The sequence below is a fragment of the Prosthecochloris sp. genome (assembly GCA_015482705.2).
In the GTDB taxonomy this organism is placed as follows: Bacteria; Bacteroidota; Chlorobiia; order Chlorobiales; family Chlorobiaceae; genus Prosthecochloris.
Genome location: JADMLA020000021.1, coordinates 91724 through 116554 on the forward strand (window position 1 = coordinate 91724; position 24831 = coordinate 116554).

At 46.5% G+C, this 24831-nt stretch carries 27 protein-coding genes and 2 tRNA genes; 10 read left to right on the forward strand and 19 right to left on the reverse strand.

All coding sequences use genetic code 11. The features are described 5' to 3' along the window. Position 1: 1 nt before the first annotated feature. Positions 2-754, reverse strand: a complete 753-nt coding sequence (locus QZ209_RS04710; RefSeq protein ID WP_294345129.1) for an electron transfer flavoprotein subunit beta/FixA family protein — start codon at positions 752-754, stop codon at positions 2-4. A gap of 100 nt (positions 755-854) precedes the next feature. Here QZ209_RS04710 and QZ209_RS04715 point away from each other — a divergent pair, with 100 nt between their 5' ends. Then, positions 855-1988: a TRAP transporter substrate-binding protein gene (locus QZ209_RS04715; RefSeq protein ID WP_294345130.1), complete on the forward strand. Its 1134-nt coding sequence runs from the start codon at positions 855-857 to the stop codon at positions 1986-1988. A gap of 112 nt (positions 1989-2100) precedes the next feature. Here QZ209_RS04715 and QZ209_RS04720 read toward each other — a convergent pair whose 3' ends face one another. From QZ209_RS04720 to rpsT, 8 genes are all read right to left on the reverse strand, one after another. Then, complete coding sequence (locus tag QZ209_RS04720; RefSeq protein WP_294345206.1) at positions 2101-3420, reverse strand: TRAP transporter large permease subunit; 1320 nt, start codon at positions 3418-3420, stop codon at positions 2101-2103. Between the two features lie 6 nt (positions 3421-3426). Next, positions 3427-3954 (reverse strand): TRAP transporter small permease subunit, encoded by a 528-nt coding sequence (locus QZ209_RS04725; protein ID WP_294345131.1) that lies wholly within the window; start codon positions 3952-3954, stop codon positions 3427-3429. 67 nt (positions 3955-4021) lie between these two features. Beyond that, a tRNA-Leu gene (locus QZ209_RS04730) sits at positions 4022-4103 on the reverse strand. 42 nt (positions 4104-4145) lie between these two features. Further along, positions 4146-4218: transfer RNA gene (locus QZ209_RS04735), tRNA-Lys, on the reverse strand. A 243-nt stretch (positions 4219-4461) separates the two neighbouring features. After that, positions 4462-5751 carry a transcription termination factor Rho gene (rho, locus tag QZ209_RS04740; protein WP_366515745.1) on the reverse strand — a complete coding sequence of 430 codons (1290 nt, stop codon included), beginning with the start codon at positions 5749-5751 and terminating at the stop codon, positions 4462-4464. Between the two features lie 381 nt (positions 5752-6132). Further along, a complete protein-coding gene (locus tag QZ209_RS04745) occupies positions 6133-7404 on the reverse strand; it encodes a folylpolyglutamate synthase/dihydrofolate synthase family protein (protein WP_294345133.1) in 1272 nt (423 codons plus the stop codon). Between the two features lie 35 nt (positions 7405-7439). After that, a complete protein-coding gene (gene ruvA, locus QZ209_RS04750; RefSeq protein WP_294345134.1) occupies positions 7440-8042 on the reverse strand; it encodes a Holliday junction branch migration protein RuvA in 603 nt (200 codons plus the stop codon). A gap of 108 nt (positions 8043-8150) precedes the next feature. Then, positions 8151-8426 carry a 30S ribosomal protein S20 gene (rpsT, locus tag QZ209_RS04755; RefSeq protein ID WP_294345136.1) on the reverse strand — a complete coding sequence of 92 codons (276 nt, stop codon included), beginning with the start codon at positions 8424-8426 and terminating at the stop codon, positions 8151-8153. Between the two features lie 438 nt (positions 8427-8864). On the opposite strand from rpsT, the gene glmM reads away from it, so the two are divergent. Both glmM and QZ209_RS04765 read left to right on the forward strand, forming a co-directional pair. Further along, complete coding sequence (glmM, locus tag QZ209_RS04760; protein ID WP_294345138.1) at positions 8865-10286, forward strand: phosphoglucosamine mutase; 1422 nt, start codon at positions 8865-8867, stop codon at positions 10284-10286. Between the two features lie 22 nt (positions 10287-10308). After that, positions 10309-12135, forward strand: coding sequence for an ABC transporter ATP-binding protein (locus QZ209_RS04765; protein ID WP_294345209.1), 1827 nt, complete (start codon positions 10309-10311; stop codon positions 12133-12135). Positions 12136-12265: 130 nt separating this feature from the next. Here QZ209_RS04765 and QZ209_RS04770 read toward each other — a convergent pair whose 3' ends face one another. Next, positions 12266-13534, reverse strand: coding sequence for an FtsX-like permease family protein (locus tag QZ209_RS04770; RefSeq protein WP_294345140.1), 1269 nt, complete (start codon positions 13532-13534; stop codon positions 12266-12268). Positions 13535-13726: 192 nt separating this feature from the next. On the opposite strand from QZ209_RS04770, the gene fni reads away from it, so the two are divergent. The 7 genes from fni (at position 13727) to QZ209_RS04805 (ending at position 19530) form a co-directional block, all read left to right on the forward strand. Further along, positions 13727-14800: a type 2 isopentenyl-diphosphate Delta-isomerase gene (gene fni, locus QZ209_RS04775; protein ID WP_294345141.1), complete on the forward strand. Its 1074-nt coding sequence runs from the start codon at positions 13727-13729 to the stop codon at positions 14798-14800. A gap of 7 nt (positions 14801-14807) precedes the next feature. After that, positions 14808-15806: a polyprenyl synthetase family protein gene (locus tag QZ209_RS04780; protein WP_294345143.1), complete on the forward strand. Its 999-nt coding sequence runs from the start codon at positions 14808-14810 to the stop codon at positions 15804-15806. Further along, a complete protein-coding gene (gene dprA, locus QZ209_RS04785; RefSeq protein ID WP_366515746.1) occupies positions 15796-16917 on the forward strand; it encodes a DNA-processing protein DprA in 1122 nt (373 codons plus the stop codon). Before QZ209_RS04780 ends, dprA begins: the two co-directional genes overlap by 11 nt. Positions 16918-17200: 283 nt before the next feature. Further along, positions 17201-17752 (forward strand): OmpH family outer membrane protein, encoded by a 552-nt coding sequence (locus tag QZ209_RS04790; RefSeq protein WP_294345145.1) that lies wholly within the window; start codon positions 17201-17203, stop codon positions 17750-17752. A 51-nt stretch (positions 17753-17803) separates the two neighbouring features. Beyond that, the gene (gene lptC, locus QZ209_RS04795; RefSeq protein ID WP_294345147.1) at positions 17804-18352 is read left to right on the forward strand and encodes an LPS export ABC transporter periplasmic protein LptC; all 549 of its coding nucleotides are present in this window, start codon (positions 17804-17806) and stop codon (positions 18350-18352) included. Between the two features lie 12 nt (positions 18353-18364). Further along, a complete protein-coding gene (panD, locus tag QZ209_RS04800; RefSeq protein ID WP_294345148.1) occupies positions 18365-18748 on the forward strand; it encodes an aspartate 1-decarboxylase in 384 nt (127 codons plus the stop codon). 44 nt (positions 18749-18792) lie between these two features. Next, on the forward strand, positions 18793-19530 hold the full coding sequence (locus QZ209_RS04805) for a sugar phosphate nucleotidyltransferase (protein ID WP_294345150.1): 738 nt from the start codon (positions 18793-18795) through the stop codon (positions 19528-19530). 11 nt (positions 19531-19541) lie between these two features. Here QZ209_RS04805 and QZ209_RS04810 read toward each other — a convergent pair whose 3' ends face one another. The 9 genes from QZ209_RS04810 to rbfA form a co-directional block, all read right to left on the reverse strand. After that, entirely contained in the window at positions 19542-19871 is a 330-nt protein-coding gene (locus QZ209_RS04810; RefSeq protein WP_294345152.1) for a hypothetical protein, read from the reverse strand. A gap of 14 nt (positions 19872-19885) precedes the next feature. After that, positions 19886-20380 carry a VOC family protein gene (locus QZ209_RS04815; RefSeq protein WP_294345211.1) on the reverse strand — a complete coding sequence of 165 codons (495 nt, stop codon included), beginning with the start codon at positions 20378-20380 and terminating at the stop codon, positions 19886-19888. After that, entirely contained in the window at positions 20361-20714 is a 354-nt protein-coding gene (locus QZ209_RS04820) for a DNA-directed RNA polymerase subunit omega (RefSeq protein WP_294345154.1), read from the reverse strand. The genes QZ209_RS04815 and QZ209_RS04820 overlap by 20 nt, the downstream gene beginning before the upstream one ends. A 15-nt stretch (positions 20715-20729) precedes the next feature. Further along, a complete protein-coding gene (gene gmk / locus QZ209_RS04825) occupies positions 20730-21305 on the reverse strand; it encodes a guanylate kinase (RefSeq protein WP_294345156.1) in 576 nt (191 codons plus the stop codon). Positions 21306-21434: 129 nt separating this feature from the next. Continuing rightward, positions 21435-22322 carry a YicC/YloC family endoribonuclease gene (locus tag QZ209_RS04830; protein ID WP_294345158.1) on the reverse strand — a complete coding sequence of 296 codons (888 nt, stop codon included), beginning with the start codon at positions 22320-22322 and terminating at the stop codon, positions 21435-21437. 80 nt (positions 22323-22402) lie between these two features. Beyond that, the gene (rpsO, locus tag QZ209_RS04835) at positions 22403-22672 is read right to left on the reverse strand and encodes a 30S ribosomal protein S15 (protein WP_294345160.1); all 270 of its coding nucleotides are present in this window, start codon (positions 22670-22672) and stop codon (positions 22403-22405) included. 45 nt (positions 22673-22717) lie between these two features. Continuing rightward, positions 22718-23683 (reverse strand): bifunctional riboflavin kinase/FAD synthetase, encoded by a 966-nt coding sequence (locus QZ209_RS04840; RefSeq protein ID WP_294345163.1) that lies wholly within the window; start codon positions 23681-23683, stop codon positions 22718-22720. 7 nt (positions 23684-23690) lie between these two features. Continuing rightward, a complete protein-coding gene (gene truB / locus QZ209_RS04845; protein WP_294345165.1) occupies positions 23691-24404 on the reverse strand; it encodes a tRNA pseudouridine(55) synthase TruB in 714 nt (237 codons plus the stop codon). Positions 24405-24465: 61 nt separating this feature from the next. After that, complete coding sequence (gene rbfA / locus QZ209_RS04850; RefSeq protein ID WP_294345167.1) at positions 24466-24831, reverse strand: 30S ribosome-binding factor RbfA; 366 nt, start codon at positions 24829-24831, stop codon at positions 24466-24468.

Here is a 24831-nt window from a genome sequence, read left to right on the forward strand (position 1 = left end):
GTTACAGTATCCTCCTTTCTTCATGCAGTATACGAACAAGATCTTCTGCTGTTTCCATAATTCGGCAGTTTTTTTGTCGACGTATCGTAGAAAAGCCCCGATAGGCCACTCCTGATGCTATCTCAACACTACCGTCAATATGCAAAATAGGTTCTTTGCGTGCCTTCATGACCGCCTTGATATTTGTTTTCCTTGGAATATTCAATCCTTTCTCAGCACTTATGAGCGCTGGAGGATACAGCACATACTCCTCCATACCTCCCTCTATTTCTCGCCACACCCGCAACACTCCATCTTCATACATCAGTTCTGTCACGGCAGCGACGGCAGCGACACCAAGCATTTCAGCAAGCATTAACGGTACCTGAGCCCGGTTACAATCCGAAGACTCTCTACCACAGACAACAAGATCGGGAAACCCATCGTAGTGGAAACGGATCGCCTTATCGAGACTCGCCGCAACGGAACGAGAGTCGTCACGGCGTCCACCATCTACAAGGCAGGCTCGATCCGCACCCATCGAAAGCGCCTTTCGCAAAACATCATAATGCTTTTTATCCCCGACTGAAAATGCCGTCACCATGACCTCGCCAAGCCGCTCTTTCAACCTGACAGCTTCCTCTATGGCATACTCGTCATAAGGATTGAGCACCTTGTTGAGGTATCCGATATCCGGATTTCCATGCACGACCTCGATCCCCGATGCCGTATCGGGAACCTGATTGATACAAACAGCAATATTCTTGAGCGTCATGATTCGGATTCTCCATCTTCCTTGAACAGAAAAAGTATTTTACATTATTGTATAACGTTATTGCTGATAATCCAAACAACTCGTTAAACCATCGTGGCCAATGAAAGACAATTCCAGACGAGATTTTTTGAAACGCTCGTTACAAGCTGGAGCGGCGTCGCTCGCCTTGAGCACTCCTTTTTTCAATACAGGATGCAGCAAACCTGCATCCAAATCTGCTGGTGCACCTGCCGTACATTTTGACAAGAAATTCCGATGGAAAATGCTGACCACATGGTCGCCGACATTTCCCGTACTTCAGGATGGTTCGAAACTGTTCGCTCAGTGGGTACGGGAAATGTCGGAAGGACGTCTCGATATTCAGGTATATGGCGGAGGCGAACTGGTCCCGGCACTGGAAGCCTTCGATGCTGTCAGTCAGGGCACCGCTGAAATAGGCCATGGCGCATCATATTACTGGGCGGGCAAAGCCCCTGCAGCGCAGTTTTTCGCGGCTGTTCCATTCGGCATGAACCCGCAGCAAATGAATGCCTGGCTCATAGGCGGCGATGGACTCGAACTGTGGGAGGAAGTCTATGCCCCGTTCAATCTGTACCCCTTACCAGGAGGCAATACAGGAATACAGATGTGCGGATGGTTCAACAAGGAGATCAACTCGGTCGATGACCTCAAGGGACTGAAGATGAGGATCCCCGGCCTCGGTGGTAAGGTAATATCCAAAGCCGGAGGCTCGGCAATCCTGTCAGCCGGAGGAGAAATATACACCAATCTCGAAAGGGGAGTCATCGACGCTACCGAGTGGATAGGCCCATATCACGATTATATCATGGGCTTCTACAAAGTAGCCCGTTACTACTATTACCCCGGATGGCAAGAACCTGGAACGAACTTCGAGTTTTTTGTCAATAAAGGAGCGTTTTCAAAACTCCCATCCGATTTGCAGCACATTGTTCGCAACGCGGCAGCCAGAGTACATCATTGGGTACTCTGCGAGTTCGAATCGAAAAACAATCTGTACCTCCAGAAACTCGTCAATGAGGAAAAAGTGGATCTGAGACCACTCCCTTCCGAAGTGCTCGAACAGTTACGAGTCTTTTCAAAAGAGGTTATCGACGACATTGTCGGTAGCGATACCCAAAGCAAAAAGGTTTACGACGCCTATTCCTCTTTCCGGAACCAGATTACCCCATGGGCGGACATTTCGGAAAAAATATACTACACGCAAAACTTGTAAGACAAAATGCCGCTCAGCCCAGCATAATAAGAACGTCATGTCGCCCTGTGAAAGAGGTGCTCATTGTTTCACAGGGCAAACCCGTAACTAGGCCGAAACAGATTTTCCAGGGCTATCTTCCTGTCAAGAGATCGGGCAGCCAGGTAACCAGTTCGGGAAACAAAATGATCAGTACCAGCATAAACAGCTGAATGATTATGAACGGTATGATCCCACGGTAGATATGGCCGGTAGTCACTTCTTTCGGAGTGACACCTTTGAGGTAGAACAGGGAAAACCCGAAAGGAGGGGTCAGAAAAGAAGCTTGAAGATTCATGGCAAGCAGCACACCCACCCACAAAAGGTCCACGCCGAAAGCGGTGAATATCGGTGCAACAACGGGAACAACGATAAAAATGATCTCGATAAAATCAATGAAAAAGCCTGCAATAAACACTCCGATCATGACGATTGCCAGAAAAAGCTCAGGCTGAAAATTTGCCTGGACAATCATCTCGGAGAGGTAACGATCCCCGTGCATACCTCTGAACACGAGACTGAACGCACTCGCTCCGGCAAGAATGATAAACACCATCGAAGTCAACCATGTCGTCTCCTGCATCACGGATTTCAAAACATCGAAAGATAATTTTCGCTGAAACAGCGTCAACAAGAGAGCACCGAAAGCCCCTATAGCGGCAGCTTCTGTCGGCGACGCGATCCCGGCGAAAATAGAGCCGAGCACCGCGATAACCAGCGTAAAAGGGATTACAAAAGCCTCGATAATGGTTCTCCAGGGAGTTCTCCCCTTGAACGCCTGAATCTCATCAACCGGAATCGCCGGCATCATCTCCGGCCGAAAAACACCAAGCAGAGTAATGTAAAGCAAGTACAAAACAACGAGCAGCAAGCCCGGCACCATTGCACCGACAAACATATCCCCTACCGAAATATTGAGTATGCTGCCAAGAAGAACCAATACGATACTTGGTGGAATGATCTGGCCAAGTGTACCCGACGCGGCAATCGTCCCCGTAGCAAGTTCTGGATCGTACCCCCTTTTGAGCATTGCCGGCAGGCTCATCAGCCCCATGGTCACGACGGTTGCTCCAACAATACCTGTTGACGCAGCGAGGAGCGTTCCGACGATAACGACTGCGATCGCCAACCCACCCCGAAAACGACCGAAAAGCATTCCCATCGTTTCGAGAAGTTTTTCGGCAATTCCGGATTTCTCGAGCATGACCCCCATAAAAACAAACAGAGGAACCGCCAGAAGCACAGAGTTCGTCATCGTTCCCCATATCCTCAGCGGCAGCAGGGCAAAAAAATCAACACCGAAAGTCAACACCCCGAAAATGACGGAAACGCCCCCGAGCGTCAAGGCAACCGGATACCCGAGCAACAGTAGAAGAAATACCGCAGCAAACATGATGAATGGAAGAATCTCCATCACTACTTACTCTAGACCTGTTTTATCCGTCTTATCGGCTATTACAAGAATGGAACGAAAAACTTCCGCAACCCCCTGAATCATAAAAAGCATGAAACCAAGAGGGATAGCTGCTTTCAGCAGAAAACGGTAAGGAAGCCCTCCGGGATCCGGTGACGATTCGAGAATACAGAAAGAATTACTGACAAACGACCATGAGGCAAACACGACAATGCATGTAAAAGGGAGAAGAAACAGTATCCCGCCGACAATGTTGACAATCGCACGCTGTTTTTCAGTCAACCGAACATAGAGCACATCGACTCTGACGTGCTTGTTATGCTTCAACGTGTAAGCAGCCGAGAGAAGAAACAACAGTGAAAAAATATGCCATTCAAGCTCCTGAACGGCGACACTGCTCGATGAAAGCGCGTAACGGGTAAAAACATCGTAGATAACGACCAAGACCAGAAGCAGCGCCAACAAACTGACTGCACGACCTGTACGTTCTGTCAGGACATCGATTGCACGGATATATGCTTTCAAAAACCGCACGTATTGATGCTGGGTTTAAAGGGTATCATAAAAAAAGCCGCATAAAGCGGCCAAAAAGAATACCACGTGCCCGAGAGGAGATTCGAACTCCTACACCTTTCGGCGCTACCCCCTCAAGATAGTGTGTCTACCAATTCCACCACTCGGGCTTTAAAAAACGGCACCATAATCAACACATAGCGCCGATTTTGTGAGAATAGAAGGACTCGAACCTTCGACCCACTGCTTAAAAGGCAGTTGCTCTACCAACTGAGCTATATTCTCAACCGAACATCCTTGAAACAGAATCGTACCAGCTTACTACTTGTTCTGGTATCTCAAGCGCTTCTTATGACGATTTTTACGACGCATCTTTTTGCGCTTGTGCACCGCCATTTTATGACGTTTTCTTTTCTTTCCGCAAGGCATATATTAAATGACTTTACTCTTGTTTTAAAGGCCATTAATATACGGCCTCCGTTCATAAAAAGCAAACCTCTTATTGAAAAAGGCCGTAAAAACCAGGGATCAAGCGTTCATATACTTGAAGAACTCCTTGTTGTCCTTTGTCTCAACGATCTTTTCACGCATGAACTCCATGCACTCGATCGGATTCTTGTCAGCAAGGTATTTTCGCAACAGCCATGTCCTCGAGAGTTCTTCCTGAGAAAAAAGCAGCTCCTCTTTCCTGGTACCTGAACGTAATATATCTATAGCCGGGAAAATTCGACGCTCCGAGAGACGCCTGTCAAGAACCAGCTCCATGTTACCCGTTCCCTTGAATTCCTCGAAAATGACATCATCCATCCTCGAACCGGTATCGACAAGAGCAGTCGCGATGATGGTGAGGCTCCCCCCTTCTTCGATATTCCTTGCCGCACCGAAAAATCTTTTCGGCTTAGTCAGCGCATTTGCATCGATCCCACCCGAAAGGATTTTGCCCGAATGAGGTATAATGGTGTTATGAGCCCTTGCAAGGCGTGTTATCGAGTCAAGCAGTATAACAACATCAGTCCCGACTTCTACAAGACGCTTTGCCTTTTCGAGCACCATATCGGCAACTTGCACATGGCGCTCGGGGTCTTCGTCAAAGGTGGAGCTCACCACTTCTGCCGGAACACTTCTTTCCATATCGGTAACCTCTTCAGGACGCTCGTCGATAAGCAGAACGATAAGATAAACCTCGGGATGGTTTTTGATAATTGCATTCGCAACCGTCTGTAACAGCATAGTCTTACCAGTCTTGGGCTGTGCGACGATCAATCCTCTCTGCCCTTTCCCGATAGGAGTAAAAATATCCATAATTCTTCCGCAATATTCGTTCTGCGTAGTCTCGAGCCTCAGACGTTCGCGCGGAAACAGCGGTGTAAGATTATCGAAAAACGGCCGTTCTCTTGTAATCTCGGGATCCTTGCCGTCAATCGTATTGATTTTCAACAGTGCAAAAAACCTTTCGCCTTCTTTCGGAGCGCGAACCTGACCGGACACGGTATCGCCGGTCCTCATATTGAAACGCTTGATCTGGGAAGGAGAAACATAAATATCATCGGGAGATGACAAATAGTTGTAATTGGCCGAACGAAGAAAACCATACCCTTCCGGAATGACCTGGAGCACCCCGGTATTGACCATCACCTGACCGTTTTCCGCACTACTTCCTTTCTGAGACTGCGCCTCGATGATTTTATATATCAATTCTTCCTTTCGTAATCCTGCTGTAACAACACCTATCTCTTTAGCTAAAGCATTCAACTCATGAACCTTCTTTTTCTGGAGCATGTTGATGTCCAGACCTTTAGTAACTGAATTGTTCGACATTATTATTTATTCATCTCTTATTATGGTTACAAAAACACAAGATTTGTCCGAAGCGGATAGAGGTACCGGAATAAAAGCCGGATATTAACCATGTAAACCATGCAAAAAAAAAGTGGTACTCATGGAATAAAAAGCGCTGCGATGTGCTATAACAGCCTGAAAAGAAGCTATAAACGGAAGTTGTAACGTTGAAAATAGGCCTTGGTGTATTTCTGACTCATGTGATGGCCGCAACCTTGAAAACGGAAGCATGATAGATGGAGCATGAAACTATTATTTTAAATATACAACTTTTCCTGAATCCTGAAAAAAGCAGCCCGCATGACTTTTCAGGTGACAAAAAGCGACCTCATGAATATCAAGCCACACCTTACAGGCACTTCAACAGCCCATTAGTCCCAAAACCTCTCCCGCCAAATAAAATGAGCCGGTAATCAGAACAAGATCATCTTTTTCTACCGTACATTCGATAATATCCAATGCCTCACGAACCGTTGCGGCAACGGTCACCTCAGCCCCTTCTTCTCTGCACAAATCACCTAGCTCGGCAGCCGTCATTCCCCTTTCAGTAAGAAGATCGACGGTTATAATATGCGATGTCATCGTTTTCAGGTGCCGGACAATCCGTCCAGCCTCCTTGTCACGAACCAGTCCCAACAAAACAACGACATTACGGTAAGCCCCACGCATTGCGCATAAGGTATGAACACTTTTTTCGACTCCTGCAGGATTATGCGAAACATCGAGCAGTACGTCGGGTTGTCTTGATATACGTTCAAGCCTTGCCCTGTAACCGAATCGCCGCATCGACAACAATCCCTGCCTGATTGCAGATTCATCCATTCCGATCTCGCTGGCCGCCAAAACGGCAAGCGAAAGATTGGATGCATGAAAATCACCAGTCACCGGAGCCACAAGGTTCTTCATACTCAGCCCGGGAGCTTCGAGAGAAAATTCGAGCGTTCCTACACCGGCACCATGTACAATGCATTCTGCCGATTCCTGAAGCACCCTCACTCTTGCGCCGACAGCATCGGCACGATCAAGAATTATCTCAAGCGCCTCAGGGTCCTCCACAGCTGTGTAAACGCTTGCTCCTTTTTTGATGATAGCGGCTTTTTCAGCCGCTATTTCACCAATCGTATCACCAAGCCAGATGGTATGATCCTCACTTATGCTCGGTATGATGACATGATCGGGGTCAACCACATTCGTGGCATCCAGCCTGCCGCCCATCCCGGTTTCAATAACCGAGATTTCCGCCTGCATCTCACAGAAATACATGAATGCAATTGCTGTGGTAGCCTCGAAAAACGTCGCATTTCCCTCGGTAACGGTGCTTTCGAGTACCGAGCAATATTCTGCGACCCGCGATTCTGATATCATATCACCATTGATGCGGATACGTTCGGTATACGAGAGAAGATGGGGTGAGGTATACAGCCCGGTTCTATATCCACCCGCACAGCATATTGCCGCCAATGAACTGGCTACCGCTCCTTTTCCGTTAGTACCGGCTATATGAACAACCTGCCCAAGGCGCCTCTGCGGCTCACCGACCGCATCTAACAGCTTAAGCACCCTTTCCAGACCGGGCTTCATGCCGAACCGATGAAGAGGAAAAAGAAAATCAATTGCATCCTGGTACTTCACTCACTCTACCCTCATATGATTCTATGAAAAGCCGATTAAGGAGTTCGAATGGCAAGTAATGACTCTCTGACCAGATCCTCGACTTGTGGATTTTCAAGATGCACCTGTGACTCGATAACCGCCTTCAAAGCGACAGTTTTTGAAAAACCGAGCGTCAACAAAGCGTTCAGAGCATCGTCTCGCACGGAATTTTTCGATAGAGCTGATGATGGTTTCGCCCCCCCCGACGGCCGGAGCTTGAGTATTCTGTCCCGCAGTTCAAGAACAATTCTCGCCGCAGTTTTTTTCCCGACTCCAGAAATCTCAAAAAGTCTTTCCGGCATGTTCGAAACGATTGCTTCCTGTATCTCCAGAACCTGCAATCCGGAAAGAATAGCGAGCGCAAGCTTTGGTCCAACACCAGAAATAGAGAGCAGTAGCCTGAAAAGCTGACGCTCTTCCTCATCAAAAAAACCATAAAGCTGCATCAGGTCTTCTTTGACGTGTAGATGCGCCAAGACCCGCACAGTCTCCCCCGGCTCAGGAAGCTGATGATACGTGGCTGAAGAAATAAGCAAACGATACCCTACACCGGCAACATCGACAACCATCTCGTCCGGTAAAGCTTCAACCAACTCTCCACGAAAATATGCAAACATTAAAGTATCTATGGATCCGGTGATTCTTCCGACTTATTCAAAGGCACGGAACGTTACCGGATAGCATAATAGAAGAATGACAATGCACAAAAAGAGGGGGCAAAAAAACTACTCTGCCGTCATATATTTGTTGAGCATCCTCGAAAGCTGTGATTTTTTCCTCGATGCTTTGTTAGGGTGAATATAGCGCTTCACACCCAGCCTGTCAAGTTTCTGAACAGCCGAACGATATGCAGATTCAACCTCGCTCTTGTCGGCATTGGTATCTATCAGCTTTTGGACATTCTTTACAAGCACCTTCAGCTCTTTTTTTCTTGCCCTGTTTCTTTCGTTGCGCCGTGCAGACTGACGGAGCCTTTTTTCAGCTGACTTGTGTAATGGCATAAAACGTAACTTTTATAGTAATAGCTAATATTGCGATATCGGGCTGCATCGAACAGTGTTGCCTGACTGCAAATTCATTTGCTGCAAGACAGTTTTATCAGTTCCCAGAAGCCCTTGCATCAAAAACCTGGATAAAAGGCCTTAAATATATAAAAGCGTTTTCTTATTCCAAAACGTGAAATTCCGATTTCGGTATTTTCAAATCAGGAACCCGCACACACCTTACCGGCACCTCCACATAATTCATTCTACCGCGACCCGCCTCTCCCTTAATCCGCCTGACAAACCGACCGGCATACACATCAAATTCATGGAGGCCCTCTACGTTCAAAGACTTTTCACTATATTGCCTCAGTTCCGCTGTCAAACACTTCATGCGCACTCAGCATATCAACATCTATTGAAAAAATATCCAATCCAAACAAAGATTCAACCCTCATGAGCTTAATGATAAGCGTATCGGGTATCAGGGGCATCGTCGGAGAAAGCCTTTCGCCAGAAAACCTTGTAGCTTTTTCACAAGCGTTTGCAACGCTGCTGCATGGACAGGGACAAAAAAACGAAACAGGAGAAAATTTCATTCCGAAAGTCGTTATCGGCAGGGATACCCGTCCAACCGGAGATGCTATAGCAACACTTGTCGGCAGTACAATGACTCTGTGTGGTTGCAATGTTATCGATCTTGGCATAGCAACCACGCCGACCGTTGAAATCGCCACTGCTGCGGAACAGGCTGATGGCGGCATTATCGTTACAGCTTCACATAATCCGGTTGAATGGAACGCTTTGAAACTGCTCGACAGGAAGGGAGAATTCCTCGATGAAAGTGCCGTTCAACAGTTGCTCGATATTTTCGGAGAAAAAAAGTTCACACTTGCCGACTGGAAACATGTTGGCACCCTGGAACAAAAGCACGATTATGACGGAGAGCATATCAGGAGAATCCTGTCACTCCCCTGTATCGACAGGGATACAATCGCGGCGCAACGTTTCAGAGTTCTGATAGATGCGGTTGAAGGAGCCGGGTCATCGATCGTCCCTGAACTATGCCGGCAGCTGGGGGTAGAAGAGATCGAAACAATATCATGCAACGGAACCGGCATCTTTCCCAGAAACCCCGAACCTCTTGCAGAGAATCTTGTCGAAACCGTCGATTGCTTGAAGAAAAAGCAGTGCGATTTTGCCATAGTTGTCGATCCCGACGTCGACCGGTTAGCGCTGATTTGTGAAGATGGGGCTCTTTTCGGTGAAGAATACTCGCTGGTAGCCTGCGCTGACTTTTATCTGCAGCACAAACAGGGCGATATAGTGAACAACCTTTCAAGCACCAGGGCACTTCGGGATATAGCGAAAAAACACGGACAAACGTGCTACAGCTCCAAGGTGGGAGAAGCGAACGTTGTGACGTTGATGAAAAAACGGAAAGCGGTAATCGGTGGAGAAGGCAATGGAGGAATCATTCTTCCCGAACTGCATTACGGGAGAGATGCGCTAGTAGGCATAGCCCTCATACTCCAGGCATTGGCCGAGTGGCGAGAAAAAGATTCCGCAAACCGCACAATTTCCGGTTTCAGAAAACAATACCCGGATTATTTTATGGCGAAACAAAAGGTCCGGCTCTCTGACAAACCGGAAAACCTCCAGGACCAGTTATTGACGATTGCATCAGCATTCCCTGAAGCATCAATCAATACAGAGGACGGTATGAAACTTGATTTTCCTGAAGAGTGGGTACACATAAGACCCTCAAACACTGAACCGATACTAAGAATATACACTGAAGCCAAAAGCATGGAACGGGCGGAAAAGCTGGCAGAAACATTCATCCGGGAGATCGGATCGAAGATCGATACATTGTGACAGCACAAGAACAGATTCTATGATGAACGACGAGAAAGGCACGAAAAAAGGATTTCAGCAACAAACAGACGAACTGCTTTCGAGCGGCGGGAAGAAATCCAATGACCGTTACATCATCTCACGACTCTTTTCATACGTCAAGCCCTACAAGGGACTGCTTTCCTGGGCAATCGTCATAACCCTTGCAGGTTCGGTTCTGGGTCCCTTGAGACCGTATATCACCAAGTTGGCCATCGACGACTACATCGCTCAAGGCAACATCAACGGGCTCGCATTAATAAGCCTCGTGCTATTGGGAATTATACTCCTGGATGGCCTGAAGCAATATGTAGCGACCTTTCTCACGCAGCTTATCGGTCAGAAAGCCGTTCTCAACCTGAGAATGGATATTTTTCGGCACCTGCAGAAACTTTCCATCAGATTCTACGACCGAAATCCGGCTGGCAGGCTTATCACAAGGGCAACCAACGACGTCGAAGCACTCAATGAAATGCTTTCGAGCGGTGTCGTTACGATCATCGGCGACATTATGCAGCTTTTGTTCATCGTTCTTCTCATGTTCTTCATCGATTGGGAGTTGACACTGATCGTTTTAAGCATTCTCCCCTTGATGATCTATGCTACGCTCACCTTCAAAAGCAAAGTGCGAAAAGCATTTCAGGACGTGAGGGGACACCTCGCCAGACTCAATTCTTTCTTTCAGGAACATGTTTCGGGCATCAATATCGTCCAGCTTTTCGACCGGGGAGAAAGCGAATACAAGAAACATGCTTCAATCAACAAGGAATACCGGAACGCCAACATCAAAACCGTTTATTACTTCTCGGTATACTACCCGCTTATCGAACTGCTCAGTTCCGTAGCAGCTGGACTTGTGATCTGGTATAGCGGGGTACGCATGCTGAAAGGAGACATCACTCTTGGAATCGTCATCTCTTTTGTGCAATACATCTGGCTCTTTTTTCGTCCTCTTCAACATCTTTCCGACCGGTTCAATATTCTTCAGACGGCACTCGCAAGCTCAGACCGCATTTTCAGGCTCCTCGAAGAACAGGACACGGCTAAAGAACCCGAAAATCCCAAAACAATCGAGTCTTTTCGGGATGAAATCGCCTTTACGAACGTCTGGTTTGCCTACAACAACGACAACTGGATACTCAAAAACATCTCTTTCAAGGTAAAACGTGGAGAAAAAATAGCCATTGTGGGCTCGACAGGAAGTGGAAAAACCACCATCATCAATGTTCTTTCGAAACTGTATGATCAACGAAAAGGCTCGATTACCATTGACGGCATCGAACTGTCACGAATACCGGAACAATCACTTCGAAAGATAGTCGGCGTCGTCATGCAAGACGTGTTTCTTTTTTCAGGGACCATCAGGGAAAATCTCTCGTTCGGCAACCCTCGAGCTTCCGATGAAGAAATCCGCAACGCAGCAAAAACCGTCGGTGCCGATCGTTTCATTGAAAAACTTCCGGGTGGTTACGAGTATCGGGTCAACGAAAACGGATCGGGACTTTCGGCTGGCCAGAAACAGCTCATCGCGTTTGTTCGAGCCTTACTGTACAATCCGGAGATACTTGTCCTCGATGAGGCGACCAGCTCGGTTGATACCGACACTGAACAGCTTATAGAAGCTGCGACCGCTAACCTGATGAAAAACCGCACATCGATCATCATTGCACACCGCCTTTCGACAGTACAGCATGCCGACAGGATTATCGTCATGCACAAAGGCACCATCAAGGAGAGTGGTTCCCATCAGCAACTGCTTGCAAAAAAAGGGCTCTATTACAAGCTCTACCTCCTGCAGCACCCTGAAAAGATACACCTGCAGACAGGGTAATATTCTGTGGAGTGTTGTTTTTTTGAGCTGTTGAGAGGTGATTGCGTGTATAGTGTATACAAAGCACACGAGGATTTCGAGTACCGCCTAATGAAGTAATCAGGTTGCGCAACAGATGTATAGAGGCGTTCTAGAGGCTGCTGTCGCGCAGCACCTCAACCGGCTCGAGTTTTGCCGCTCGTGTGGAAGGAATAGTCGCGGCGATGGTACTGATAAAAACCGTCGACAACATCACGAACAAAAAGTACAGGGGATTCCACGACATGCTGAAACCGGTTTTGGTAAGCGGCCCCTGAGATGTTTCAACCGGAATATGAGCAAGCAGATTGATCGAACCCGTTGCCATCACACCGCCGGCAAGAGTTCCGGCAAAACCGACCAAAAAACCTTCGAGAATGAACATTCCCACAAGCGATCCTGCTGAAAATCCGTATGACTTCATAATCGCTATGTCACGGCTTTTTTCAAAAACCGTCGTCACCAGAATATTCGCCACGCTGAAACCGGAAACCACTCCGACAAAAGCGACAAGAGAAAAAACAATGAAACCTATACGATTGAAGAGAGAGAGAACACTGGCATTATCTTCCTGCCATGTGACACAGTTATAACCAGTAACCCGCTCAAGAACCCCTGCAAGCAACTCATTGGCAAGAGGATCCACTACCTTGACCCCTATCCCTGAAACCTTGTCAGCAGGAAGATTTTCAAGGATTTGGCCAAACTTGAGCGACACAAAAACCGTATTGTCGATAGCGTTCACACCTGAGAAAAAAATACCAGCCACCTTACACTGCCGCGCAGGGCCGGATGCCGGCACAAGAGACACTTCATCATGCAGCTCCAGCCCCATATCCATCGCCACCGTTCTTCCAACGAGTAAAGCATTGGGGGTTGTTTCAAAAAACACAAGATCTCCAGCCGTCAGTTTGTCCTCGATACCACTGATCGCATTTTCCCGCTCTATCACAACGCCTTTCGTGGATATCGGCTGATTCTTATTGCCTTTTATCACAATCACCCTGGACTCGACATAAGGTGATACGGCAACAACCTCTCCGGCATACTGCTTTGAATCGAGAACCTCGAGCACCTGCCGATAATTGCGCACTTCGTCACGTTCTTCTTTTTGTATATTTTCATCGACAAAAGCAAGACGAAGCGTCTCTCTATCGCTCAGAAGATCGACCGGTAGAGACTCGATGGGACGACCTTCGATCGTTATATGCGGAGCAATATCGACAATCGTTGCAACAAAAGAATCCAGAAGTCCTCTCGTCAATGAAATTGTCGTAATCAGAACCATGGTACTGACTGCAACACCAGCTATTGTTGTCATGGACTGTCTTTTCCGTCCGAAAAGGTGGCGTAGCGCTATGGAAAAAAGAGTCCTGACCATGGTTCGCGATAAAATAAATACTGGCAAAAAAACTCGTGGCAAACACTGACCGCAAGTGGCTTATTTTTTTAAAAATATCGTTATTTAAGCATTGGTTGAAACGCTTGATTTAGGGATATATTATTACATTGTAAGTTATACATTTTGCACGGTGCGGACACAAACAAACCGTTTTCATTACCGGAAAAGAAGATGAACGACTCTAAAACCACAACGGTAGATCGCAAGCAAAGCCATGTCGAAACCTGCCTCGATAAAATGGTTCGTTTCGACAGCAAAACAACCGGTTTCGAGCACTATGAGTTCACGCACAATGCTGCCCCTGAAATAAATCACAACGAAATTGACCTGTCGACAAACATGTTCGGTCATCGGATATCATACCCCTTCATGATCTCCTCCATGACAGGCGGATACGATAAAGCCATACACTTGAACCGTTCATTTGCGCAAACAGCGGAAAAACTGAATATCCCACTCGCGGTAGGCAGTATGCGCCAAGCACTCGAAAACGAGTCATACAGGGAGAGCTTCAGCGTTGTTCGTCAGTTTGCACCATCCATTCCCATACTGGCAAATATCGGTGCGCCCGAGGTTGCAAAAGGCCTTTCGAGTCGAGAACTCGACCTTCTCATCGATATTGTCGATGCAGACGGACTGATTGTCCATCTCAACCCGGCACAGGAACTTTTCCAGCCGGAAGGAAATACCAATTGCAAAAACTTCCTGAAGGAACTACGACAACTGACAAAAACGATCGATACCCCCGTTATTGCAAAAGAAGTCGGCTGCGGCATCTCATCTGTAACGGCAGCCGCACTTGCCGATGCCGGAGTGCAAACTATCGACGTCGCCGGGGCAGGGGGAATCAGTTGGCAGAAGGTGGAAGAAGAGCGTTATCTGGAGCAGTTTCAACGTGAAAACCGTTTCAGTCCCTCGGCACTTCGGGAACTGCTCAACTGGGGCATACCAACCGTAGAGTGCCTTACCGGCATAGCTGCGCTTAAAAAGGCTGAAAAGCAGTACCGGCATATCAAGGTTATTGCATCGGGCGGAATTTCCAATGGTCTCGATATCGCGAAAGCAATTGCTCTTGGTGCTGAGATCTGCGCGTCTGCAGGCATGCTGCTCAAAGCACTTCACGATTCCAGGCTTGAAGAAACCATTCTGACATGGATGAACGACCTCAAGGCCGTGATGTTTCTCACAGGAGCAAAAAACATAACACAACTGCAAAAAACCTGCATTTCTTTAAAAAAAGGATAGTGCCGTAATGAATATCAGTGTAACCTTGGAACAGGTTGAACAAAAATACCAGCAGTATCATAAACGTATCAACGATGCACTGGACAACTGCTTCACCAACAACACTCCTGAAAGCCTTTACGCGCCCGCCCGGTATATTCTGGCGGGCAAAGGAAAAAGAATCCGCCCGTTTCTTACGCTTCTCGCTTCTGAAGCGGTATGCGGGTCGAGCACACATGCAATACACACTGCGCTTGCAATCGAGATTCTCCACAATTTCACACTTGTCCATGACGACATCATGGACCAAGCCGACCTCCGTCACGGCAGACCGACAGTTCATACCAAATGGGATTCCACCGCAGCGATCTTATCTGGCGACATGATGATCGCATTTGCCTACGAATGTGCTTTACAGACAAAGACGTTACGGCATAACGAGCTTGTTCATATTCTCAACGAAGCGAATATCACCATTTGCGAAGGCCAGGCGATCGATATGGAACTGGAACAACGAAAAGATGCCACTATCTCCGATTACCTCGATATGATATCGAAAAAAACCGGACGGCTTATATCCGCATCACTCGAGGCAGGTGGAATTGTCGGTGATGGTACTTCTGAACAGCTTGAAAAGCTGATGATATTCGGAAACAAAATCGGGCGTGCATTTCAGGTTCAGGATGACTACCTCGATATTATGGCCGAGGATGGAAAATCAGGAAAAGTGCCCGGTGGTGATGTGATCAACGGCAAAAAAACATATCTGCTTCTCCGCTCCCTCGATCTGACAACCGGTTCGGAAAAGGATCTGTTGCAGTCCGTTATCGACAACAACGGCATTCTGCCCGAAAGAGTCTCTGAAATCAGGGGAATTTATGAACGCTGCGGAGTACTTGACGAAGCAAGAGAGCTGATCAATTCCGACACTGAAGCAGCGCTATCCGCCGTTGAAACCCTACCTTATGACGAAGGTAGGGAATATCTCAAAGGTTTTGCCCTCAAACTCATGAAGCGTGATTTCTGACGCAATCGTTCTTCTTGTCCTATCGCAAATCCCCGGACTTGGCCCGGCAAGAATAAATACACTCCATAAATATATTGGCGGTTCTTCCATCTTCGATACAACGATGGAAGAATTAGCCCATATTCCGGGCATTGGCATAAAACTCGCAAAATCCATCGTCGGTTTCTTCCATAATTCTCATGCTTTTGATCAGGCACAACAGTCAGCGCAACGACAACTTTCGCTGCTCGACCGCTATGAAGCCAACCTCGTAACTCTCGAAGATCCATCGTATCCACCGTTTCTCAAGGAAATCTACGACCCGCCGCCTTACCTTTTCGTACGTGGAGATATAGAAGCCGCGCATTCCCCCTGCATTTCGATCGTTGGAACACGAAAGGCAACCCAATACGGCAAAAAAGTGGTAGAACATCTCTGCAGCGGTCTTGTAGCCGAAGGGTTCACCATTGTTAGCGGATTCGCATACGGGATCGACACTACAGCCCATAAAGCCACCCTGGAACATCGTGGTAAAACAATTGCCGTTCTGGCAGGAGGTGTGGACAACCCTCACACGGACCCGTCAGGAAAAATCTGGCCACACATCATCGAGCAAGGTGCCATAGTTTCGGAAGAGTGGCTTGAAAGCACCATTACACCCTCCAAATTCCCAAAAAGAAACCGCCTTATAGCAGGGCTCTCAAAAGGAACATTGATCGTTGAATCGGATAAAAAAGGCGGCTCATTGATCACAGCATCATATGCCCTGGACCAGAACAGGGATGTTTTTGCGGTTCCTGGCAGCATATTTTCTAAAACTTCGGCTGGAACAAATGCCCTGATTGAAAATGGCCAAGCAAAACTTGTCACTACTGCCGAGGACATTATTGCGGAACTCTGTCCCGGCTTTCATGGAAACCCTGACCGAAAAGTTGTTGAAGCAAAGGAACTGCTTATAACACCGGAAGAAAAAGAAGTTTTCGATCAGCTGGATGACAAACCCGTACACATAGATGTACTTGCGGAAACAATGGCCATGGATCCCTCGACACTTCTTGTACTCCTTTTCGAGCTCGAACTGAAACAACTGGCCGAACAGCAACCCGGACAGATGTTCAGAAAAAGCATCTGAAACCGGAAACCATGCTTGGAGTCACTCGAGAGGGAAAGCAGGCCGAACTATTACGAAAAGCGGTATTCGACAATAAAACCTTACGCTTCGATTCCGGCACATGTTCCTGGTTGATTTGACGTCATAACCGTAAGCGGCAAAGCAAACGAGCTGCTCAACCGGTTTTACCACCTGTCATGGTTTCATTGTCCGCATAGTTTTTTATAGGGGAATTATTACCTTTGGAAAACCGTGACAAGGGGATACTGCACGGAAATATTCAACCAAAACAAGAAATTCAACAATGAAAATAATATCCAGAAATTCAAGGTTTACGTCTCTACCCCGTACTATGATCATGATTATGATTGTGAGTGTACTTGCCGTTGCACCATCAGCACTTGCCGCGACAGGCACCGAGAAAACAGGTCTTGTCGATACCCAAAAAGTTTTGGACCAGATGCCCGAAAAAAAGAAAGCTGAAAATATACTCAAAGCAACGGGAACACAATGGCAAAAAGGCCTGGACAAGCTTAAAAATGATTTTCAGACAGCTGCGACAAACTATGAAAAACAAAAAAAATCCCTTTCAAAAACAGCCCTAGAACAAAAAGAAAAAGACCTCAACCTTAAATACCAGAGCATACAGAAGTACCAGTTGGAAAAGTTCGGTCCGGGCGGGGCCCTGGAAAAAAAGCAAAACGAGCTTTTTGCCCCTATCCGTCAGAAATTTCTCACTGCTGTACAAACTGTCGCTAAAAAAGAAGGTTATTCGGTAATTATCGACAAACAGGCAGTGGTTTATGGAGATAAATCCGCAGACATTACGTTCAAGGTCATCGATCAGCTCAAATAATCCTCAACCGAGTACTTGACGTTGACAGGCTCATATAAGGATGGTAACGGAATGTTTTTTTTACGTTATATCCTGGGGATTTTTTGGTCTACACTCATGATATGCTGCATCAGCTGCACAGAACCTCAACCAGAAAAGCGTGCAGCTGATACCAGCTTTCTCGGCGAAGAACAACCGCTTCAGGAAAGCTGGAACGTCAGCATGAAGATATTCAAAGAAGACAAGATACATGCAGTTATAACCGCTGGCCATTTTGCAGAGTATAAAAAAAACGATATAATCACCCGTCACCTCGACAAAGGTCTCGAGGTCACTTTTTTCGATAGCAACGGGACATCGTCCTCAACCCTCACTGCGGATAAAGGGACCGTGTATGACAACAATGACATGGAAGCTTTTGACAATGTTGTCATAACTTCAGAAGAGGCGATAATACGAACCGATTACATCAAGAGATTTGCAGACAAAAAAAAACTATGGTCTGACAAGTATGTAGTCATTCAGAAACAGAATGAAACCATCAGGGGGTATGGGTTTGAAAGTGATGAATCCCTGAAAAATTATACGGTTTTCAAAGCAAGCGGTGAGTCCAATTTTTAATTTTTTCATTCGATGAGATTACATCTTTTAAAATCTAAAATTCACAATGCAGTCGTAACCAGCGGAGACCTTGAATACGAAGGAAGTATCACCATAGACAGTGAACTCCTTGAACTTGCAAATATGCTCCCCAATGAAAAGGTTCTCTGCGTCAACAATAATAACGGGGCACGCTTCGAAACATATATCATAGAAGGAAAAGCGGGGTCAAAGGAGATTCAGTTGAATGGTGCTGCAGCACGATGTGCTTTGCCTGGTGATGAGATAATCATTATGGCGTTTGCAGAGATAGAAGCAGAAGAAGCAAAATCCTTCAAGCCTATGATTCTCATCGTCGACAAACATAACAATCCTAAACGTCGTCACCTTGTCGGTGAAGAAGACAATCCATTGTAAAAAGAGTGTCAATGTGTTGATTTTTTAACCCTTCCCCTATAACTATGCCACTAGCAATCATTATCATGGCTGCCGGAAAAGGCACCCGAATGAAGTCAGATCTGGCAAAAGTGCTGCACAAGGTCAACGGAAGACCGGTTATAGAATATGTACTCGAAAAATCGGCAGCGCTTGCACCCGATACAATCATTTTAATTGTCGGGCACCAGGCGGATGCGGTAAAAAAAGCCACAGCAAATTTTCCCGTTGAGTGGGCCCTTCAGGAACCCCAGCTTGGAACAGGCCATGCCGTTATGCAGGCAGAAGTGTACCTACGTTCATTTCCGGGAGATATTCTCATTCTCTCAGGAGATGCTCCCCTTGTGAACATTTCCACCCTCAAAGACCTCATTGACAATCATCGTATCGAGAATGCTGCAGCGACAGTACTGACAGCAAAGTTGCAGAATCCATCCGGATACGGAAGAATAATCCGTTACAAGGACAGCAATACAGTATCAAGGATTGTAGAGCATAAAGATGCGACACCTGAAGAATTGCTCGTACAGGAAATAAATTCAGGCGTTTATGTTTTCAAAGCGGATATTCTATTCCGTTCCTTGCATCAAATCACTAATGATAATGCTCAGCAGGAATACTATCTCACTGATGTTTTTTCTGTGTGCTTTGGAAAAGGAGAGAAGGTTTGCGCATTCCAAACAGAAAATGCCGATGAAATCAAAGGCATCAACACAGTGGAACAACTAAGAGAGGCTGAAAAACTTTTATTACAGGAATCTTGACTCGGCCTGCATCAGGCAAGTGGACTGATGGATGATGCAGAAAAATCCTCGTCCTCTGCGGAGAGACCCTGTGGAAGATTTTTTTCCAGAAAAGCTCCGGCTTCAGAACACAAAACCTCTGCATCGAGGATTTTCTTTTGTAAAGAGTCCAGCGTCACGGTAACGATTTCGAGTTGTGAGCGGTATTCATCAAGCTCTTTTTTCATTGTCACGAAAAACGCCGCTTTTTCAGCCGGGTCGCATTGATCGGCGTAAGTCATTGCGCGGTTCATGCACGCATCTATCCCTTTGCGGAGACTGTCTATTTCCTGCTCAACATCGGTTATAGTCTTCACAGCCATAATGCCACAGGCTTTTATTTTCTGCTTCTTCTGGTTTTTTTCCCAGCCCCTTTTTCAGCCATTTTTCTTCTGGATTGCGCAGCAAGCTCATCTGGCAGGCTGTTGTCGATCATCTCCTCAGAGGCATCGAGCTCTCTGGATTTCATTGAGTAAAATTCAATGAGATTACCATCCGGATCCATCACGAAAAAAGCTCTTCCCTCTCTGCGCTGAGCAGGCCGGGTGACGAGATGCACGCTTTGTTCTTCGAGATAATCCGCGGCTTCATCGACTTCAGCATCGCTGGGAAGCCTGAAGCCGAAATGATCAACCCGAATATCCCGGGCCTCAGGGACACCCGGAGTCTCTGCTTTGACAAGAACAATCATATCCGACTTGACCCTCAGGTACGAAATGTTAGCTCCTGCACGATACTCGACTTTCATCCCGAGCACCCCAACATAGAACTCTTCAGCAACCCTTACGTCATTGACTCTGAGGGTAATCTGGTTAATCCCTGTCAACTTCATTTTCTTCTCCATGCTGCCCCTTTGCCTTATCGGCTTTCTCTTCGAGAGTATAATCGAACTTGTTCTGGAGAAACTGATTGATCGCCCGTTGAGCTGTTTTTTGGCGAGCTTCAAATTCAAGACTGATCGCAACCTGCTCAGGAAAAACCTTGTCAGATTCGGATTCACTCGCCGGGTTACGAATCATTTCTTTATAAGGAAGCAATTTCTCTTCAAGCTCTGCACGCTCCTCTTCATGAATTTCTTTAGCTCTTTTCGAAATTGCCACTACCGTTTCATAAAGATTTTCGTGTCTGGCTCTCAAACTGTTCAAATCCACTGGTTTCACGGACATACGTTTTGCATGCGTTTATTGTTTTGAAAGAAATTCAGTAATAACCGTTGTTATTTCGTCAACGGTACGTTCGAGGTCATCGTTTGTAACTTCCCGGTCAAACAAATGTGCCAACGATAGCTCAAATTCCGCTCTATCGAGGCGCTCTTGAAGAGTTTTATCATTTTCACTGTCCCTTTTCAGAAGCCGCTTTTCCAATTCATCAAAAGAGGGTGGTTTGAGAAAAATCAAGAGAGAACTGTCCGGAAAGCGTTTTTTCAGGTTCAAAGCGCCTTTGACATCCAGATCGAACAGTAAATTCCTGCCTGCATCGACAGCTTCACCTGTTTTGTCCAGCAATGTTCCATAAAAGTTGCCAAAAAAATGTTCATACTCGATGAAACCATCGCTTTTTATTTTCTCTTCGAACGCCTCCTTTGTCAGGAAATGGTAATTCCTACCGTCAACTTCTCCTTTCCGTCTTTTACGAGTCGTGGCAGATACCGAAAAGTCGAGACCCTTTATGCGTTCCATTACCAGTTTTGCAACCGTCGACTTTCCAGTTCCTGAAGGTGCTGAAAACACGACCAATTTCCCCGGTTTGACACTCATCAAATCTTTGAGATCTTTATGTATTTATTGGAATCATGCCGATCTTAAACTGACAGTTTCCAGGATTATCGAGCGACAAACCCCCATTACCATAAAAACCAGAACACTCAGCTTTTGAAACCGAGTTCATCACTCGATATTCTGCAGCTGTTCACGAATTTTTTCCAGTTCTTCCTTGATATGTACCACTTTCTGAGAAATATCGGCATTCTGCGATTTTGATGCTATAGTGTTCGCTTCCCTTAACTGTTCCTGTAACAGGAAGTTCAGCTTTCTTCCGGAACCACTCTCACTGTTCATCATCTCATCGATGAAAAACTTGTTATGACTGGCAAAACGTGTACACTCTTCGGTAATGTCCAGTTTATCGGACATCAGCACAAGTTCCATCTCAAGACGTTCTCTGCTGTATGCAATTTGATCACCCGCTATGACAGCTATTTTTTCCGATAGCCTCTGCCGTACTGCAGACACGTTATTTCGAGATAAAACCTGAATGTCTTCCAACGTATCGTTAATCGACGCTATCCGCCCCATAAAGTCTTTAGCCAGTTCCTCTCCCTCCTGAAACCGCATTTTTTTCATCCCATCGATGGCATCGTGGAGCACTTCTCTGACAAAAGGCCAAATTTCATCTGTTTTTTCAAGAAGCGTGCTGTCGGAATCGAATATTTCAGAAAAACGTAAGAGATGATCGAGGGTAAGAGGACTTTCAATACCCGCCTCTTTTCGCACAACATCGAGCAGCCCCCGTAAAGCTCTTGTTTTTTGACGATTGACGGTGATTGGAATCTGCCTTTCTTCATCCAGTTTCACCTGAACAAACGCCGATACTTTACCTCTCTGCAGACAAGAACGGATCTGTTCCCGAACATCGAGCTCATATGAAGAAAACTGACGCGGAAGTTTGACGCTTATCTCGGCGAACCGACTGTTGACCGAGCGTACTTCCGCGACAACATGAACACCATCCTTCACGCTTTCTGCACTCCCGAAACCTGTCATGCTTTCCAACATAGTTCTGCGCCGTTAATTTCGCTAAGGATGTCGTTTCTGTATAGGAATAGGATAAAAACCTACAATCAGCACAAAAGCGTTTATTTACGAAGATCCAGATCAGCGAGAACTTTACGATAGCGCTCGATCTCGGTTTTCTTCAGATAAGCCAACAGGCTTTTTCTTTTTCCCACAAGCTTGAGTAAACCGTGACGGGAATGCTTGTCTTTCGGATGGCTCTTCAGATGCTCGGTAAGATCGCTTATACGTCTACTGAAAAGTGCAATCTGGACCTCTGCCTGCCCGGTATTCTGCTCTGTACCGCCAAACTCCTTGATAATACCTGTCTTAACTTCCTTTGTGACACTCATGACTTGTCATTTATTTTTTAGAATCGCAAGATCTATAATATAGCATTATTTCTGATAGTGCTCCACTGATTTTTTATCTTTCCTTAGTTGCTCCTGGAGTGCATCGAAAGATGAAAACCTCATTTCATCTCGTAATCGCTCAAGAAGGTGAAAAGACAACACCTTTCCGTACAGATCCCCGGTATGATCCAGAATATACGCTTCGACGACCGGTGCTGAATCGACAGCAACAGTAGGTCTCACGCCGATATTCATCATAGCTTTGAACTCACAACCATCTATAGAGGTTGTCGCGATATATACTCCGAATTTCGGCAGCAACTTGTCGGGGCTCTCTATCTCGATGTTCACCGTTGGAAATCCGATCTCCCGCCCTTTTTTATGACCATGTACGACTTTTCCGGAAATCAGATAAGGGGAACCCAGAAACTTGTTCGCTTCTTTGATATACCCATCCCGAAGAAGGGTGCGTATTCTCGTACTCGAAAAGTGTTCAGAACACAACCGAACTTCATCGACAACACTGACGTCGAAACGGTTTCGCTCAGCCATTTTGCGTAATGTGTTCACTCCACCTTTTCGATCCCGCCCGAACCCGTGATCATAACCGATTACAATGCTTTTCGCACCTATTCGATCGACCAGAACATCTTGAATGAATGATTCGGAACTTTGCGCAGCAAAAACATCGTCAAACCTGACGACAAAAAGCCATTCCACCCCAAGACGTTCGATCAACATCGCTTTTTCTTCCAAAAGAGTCAAAAGCCTGAGTCGCCCCGATGGATCACGATTCACCACCTGCCTTGGATGAGGCTCAAAAGTTACAACGACACTTCGAAGCTCAAGTGTCGAAGCAATGGTTACCATTTGACCGATAATCTTACGATGACCCGCATGCACCCCATCATATGAACCAACTGTAACTGCGGACGGCTCTTGCGAAAACGCTACCTCTTCACCGGTATGGTAATCCGTCACTTTCGATTCCTGGAAGATAACAATCCGCATAAACCGCCTACCTTACTGAATCTTTTGTCCCACGAAGAATAATCTCGACAGTCTCTGAAACACTTTTCGCGTCTGAGATGCTGAAATCACCAATTGCCACTCTTCTCAAAGAAGCAAGATACCCTCCAACCCCCAGAATCTGTCCAAAATCATGAGCTAAAACCCTTATGTACGCACCTTTTGATACATCCATTCGGAAATAGACAAAAGGAAGATCAACCGACAGCACCGTAAAGCTGTTGACACATATTTCGCGGGCTTTTCTCTCCGGTACATCCTGCCCTTTTCTCGCCAGCTCATACAATCTCTTGCCTTTATGCCAAACAGCAGAGTGCATGGGAGGCTTCTGCATGCACCTGCCTTCGAGAGCTGCCGCAGCCGATTGTATTTTATCGGTACCAAGATGACGAACATCGCACGCTCCATACTCAGGAGATTCCGTATCGTGGCTCTCTGTCATCGCGCCGAGTTTTATACTCCCTTCATACACTTTATCGAGTGCTTCGAGACCCGATATCTGCTTTGTTTTCCTCCCGGTTGCAAGGATAAGCAGTCCGGTTGCACGAGGATCGAGCGTTCCGCAGTGCCCAACTTTTCTGCGTAACCCAGCTGCACTGTAGGTATTTCGAATTTTCGCCACGACGTCAAACGAAGTCCAGTCAATCGGTTTATCCACGAGCAAAAAATCACCGGTGTCACCGTTCATAGTAACTGTTTCCATTCACCGTTCGTTTTTCATTCCCCGGAAAAGTCATGCATCTTCTACAATGCGTCTTTTCATTTCATGAGGACGACTCGTCTCGCCCTTCATGAAGCGCCTGTTTCAGCAATTGCTCAATTCTGTTGGCCTTTTCAAACATACGGTCTTCGTAAAATTCCAGTTCAGGTATTCTGCGAAACTGGTGACGTATTTTAGCCGAGAGCAGTTTACGAATGTACTTCGTTTCGTTCTGCAATCGATTGACAGCATCCACCCGCTCTCTTTCACCGCCGATGACAGAAACATATACCCTCGCTATACCAAGATCATTGGTCACCTTCACTTCCACAACGGTGAGCAAAGGCCCGTTTCGAGGCAGCTCTTTTTCGAAAATTGCACTCAGCTCCTTCTGCAGTAAAGAGGCGACCTTATCGGTACGAATCGACAT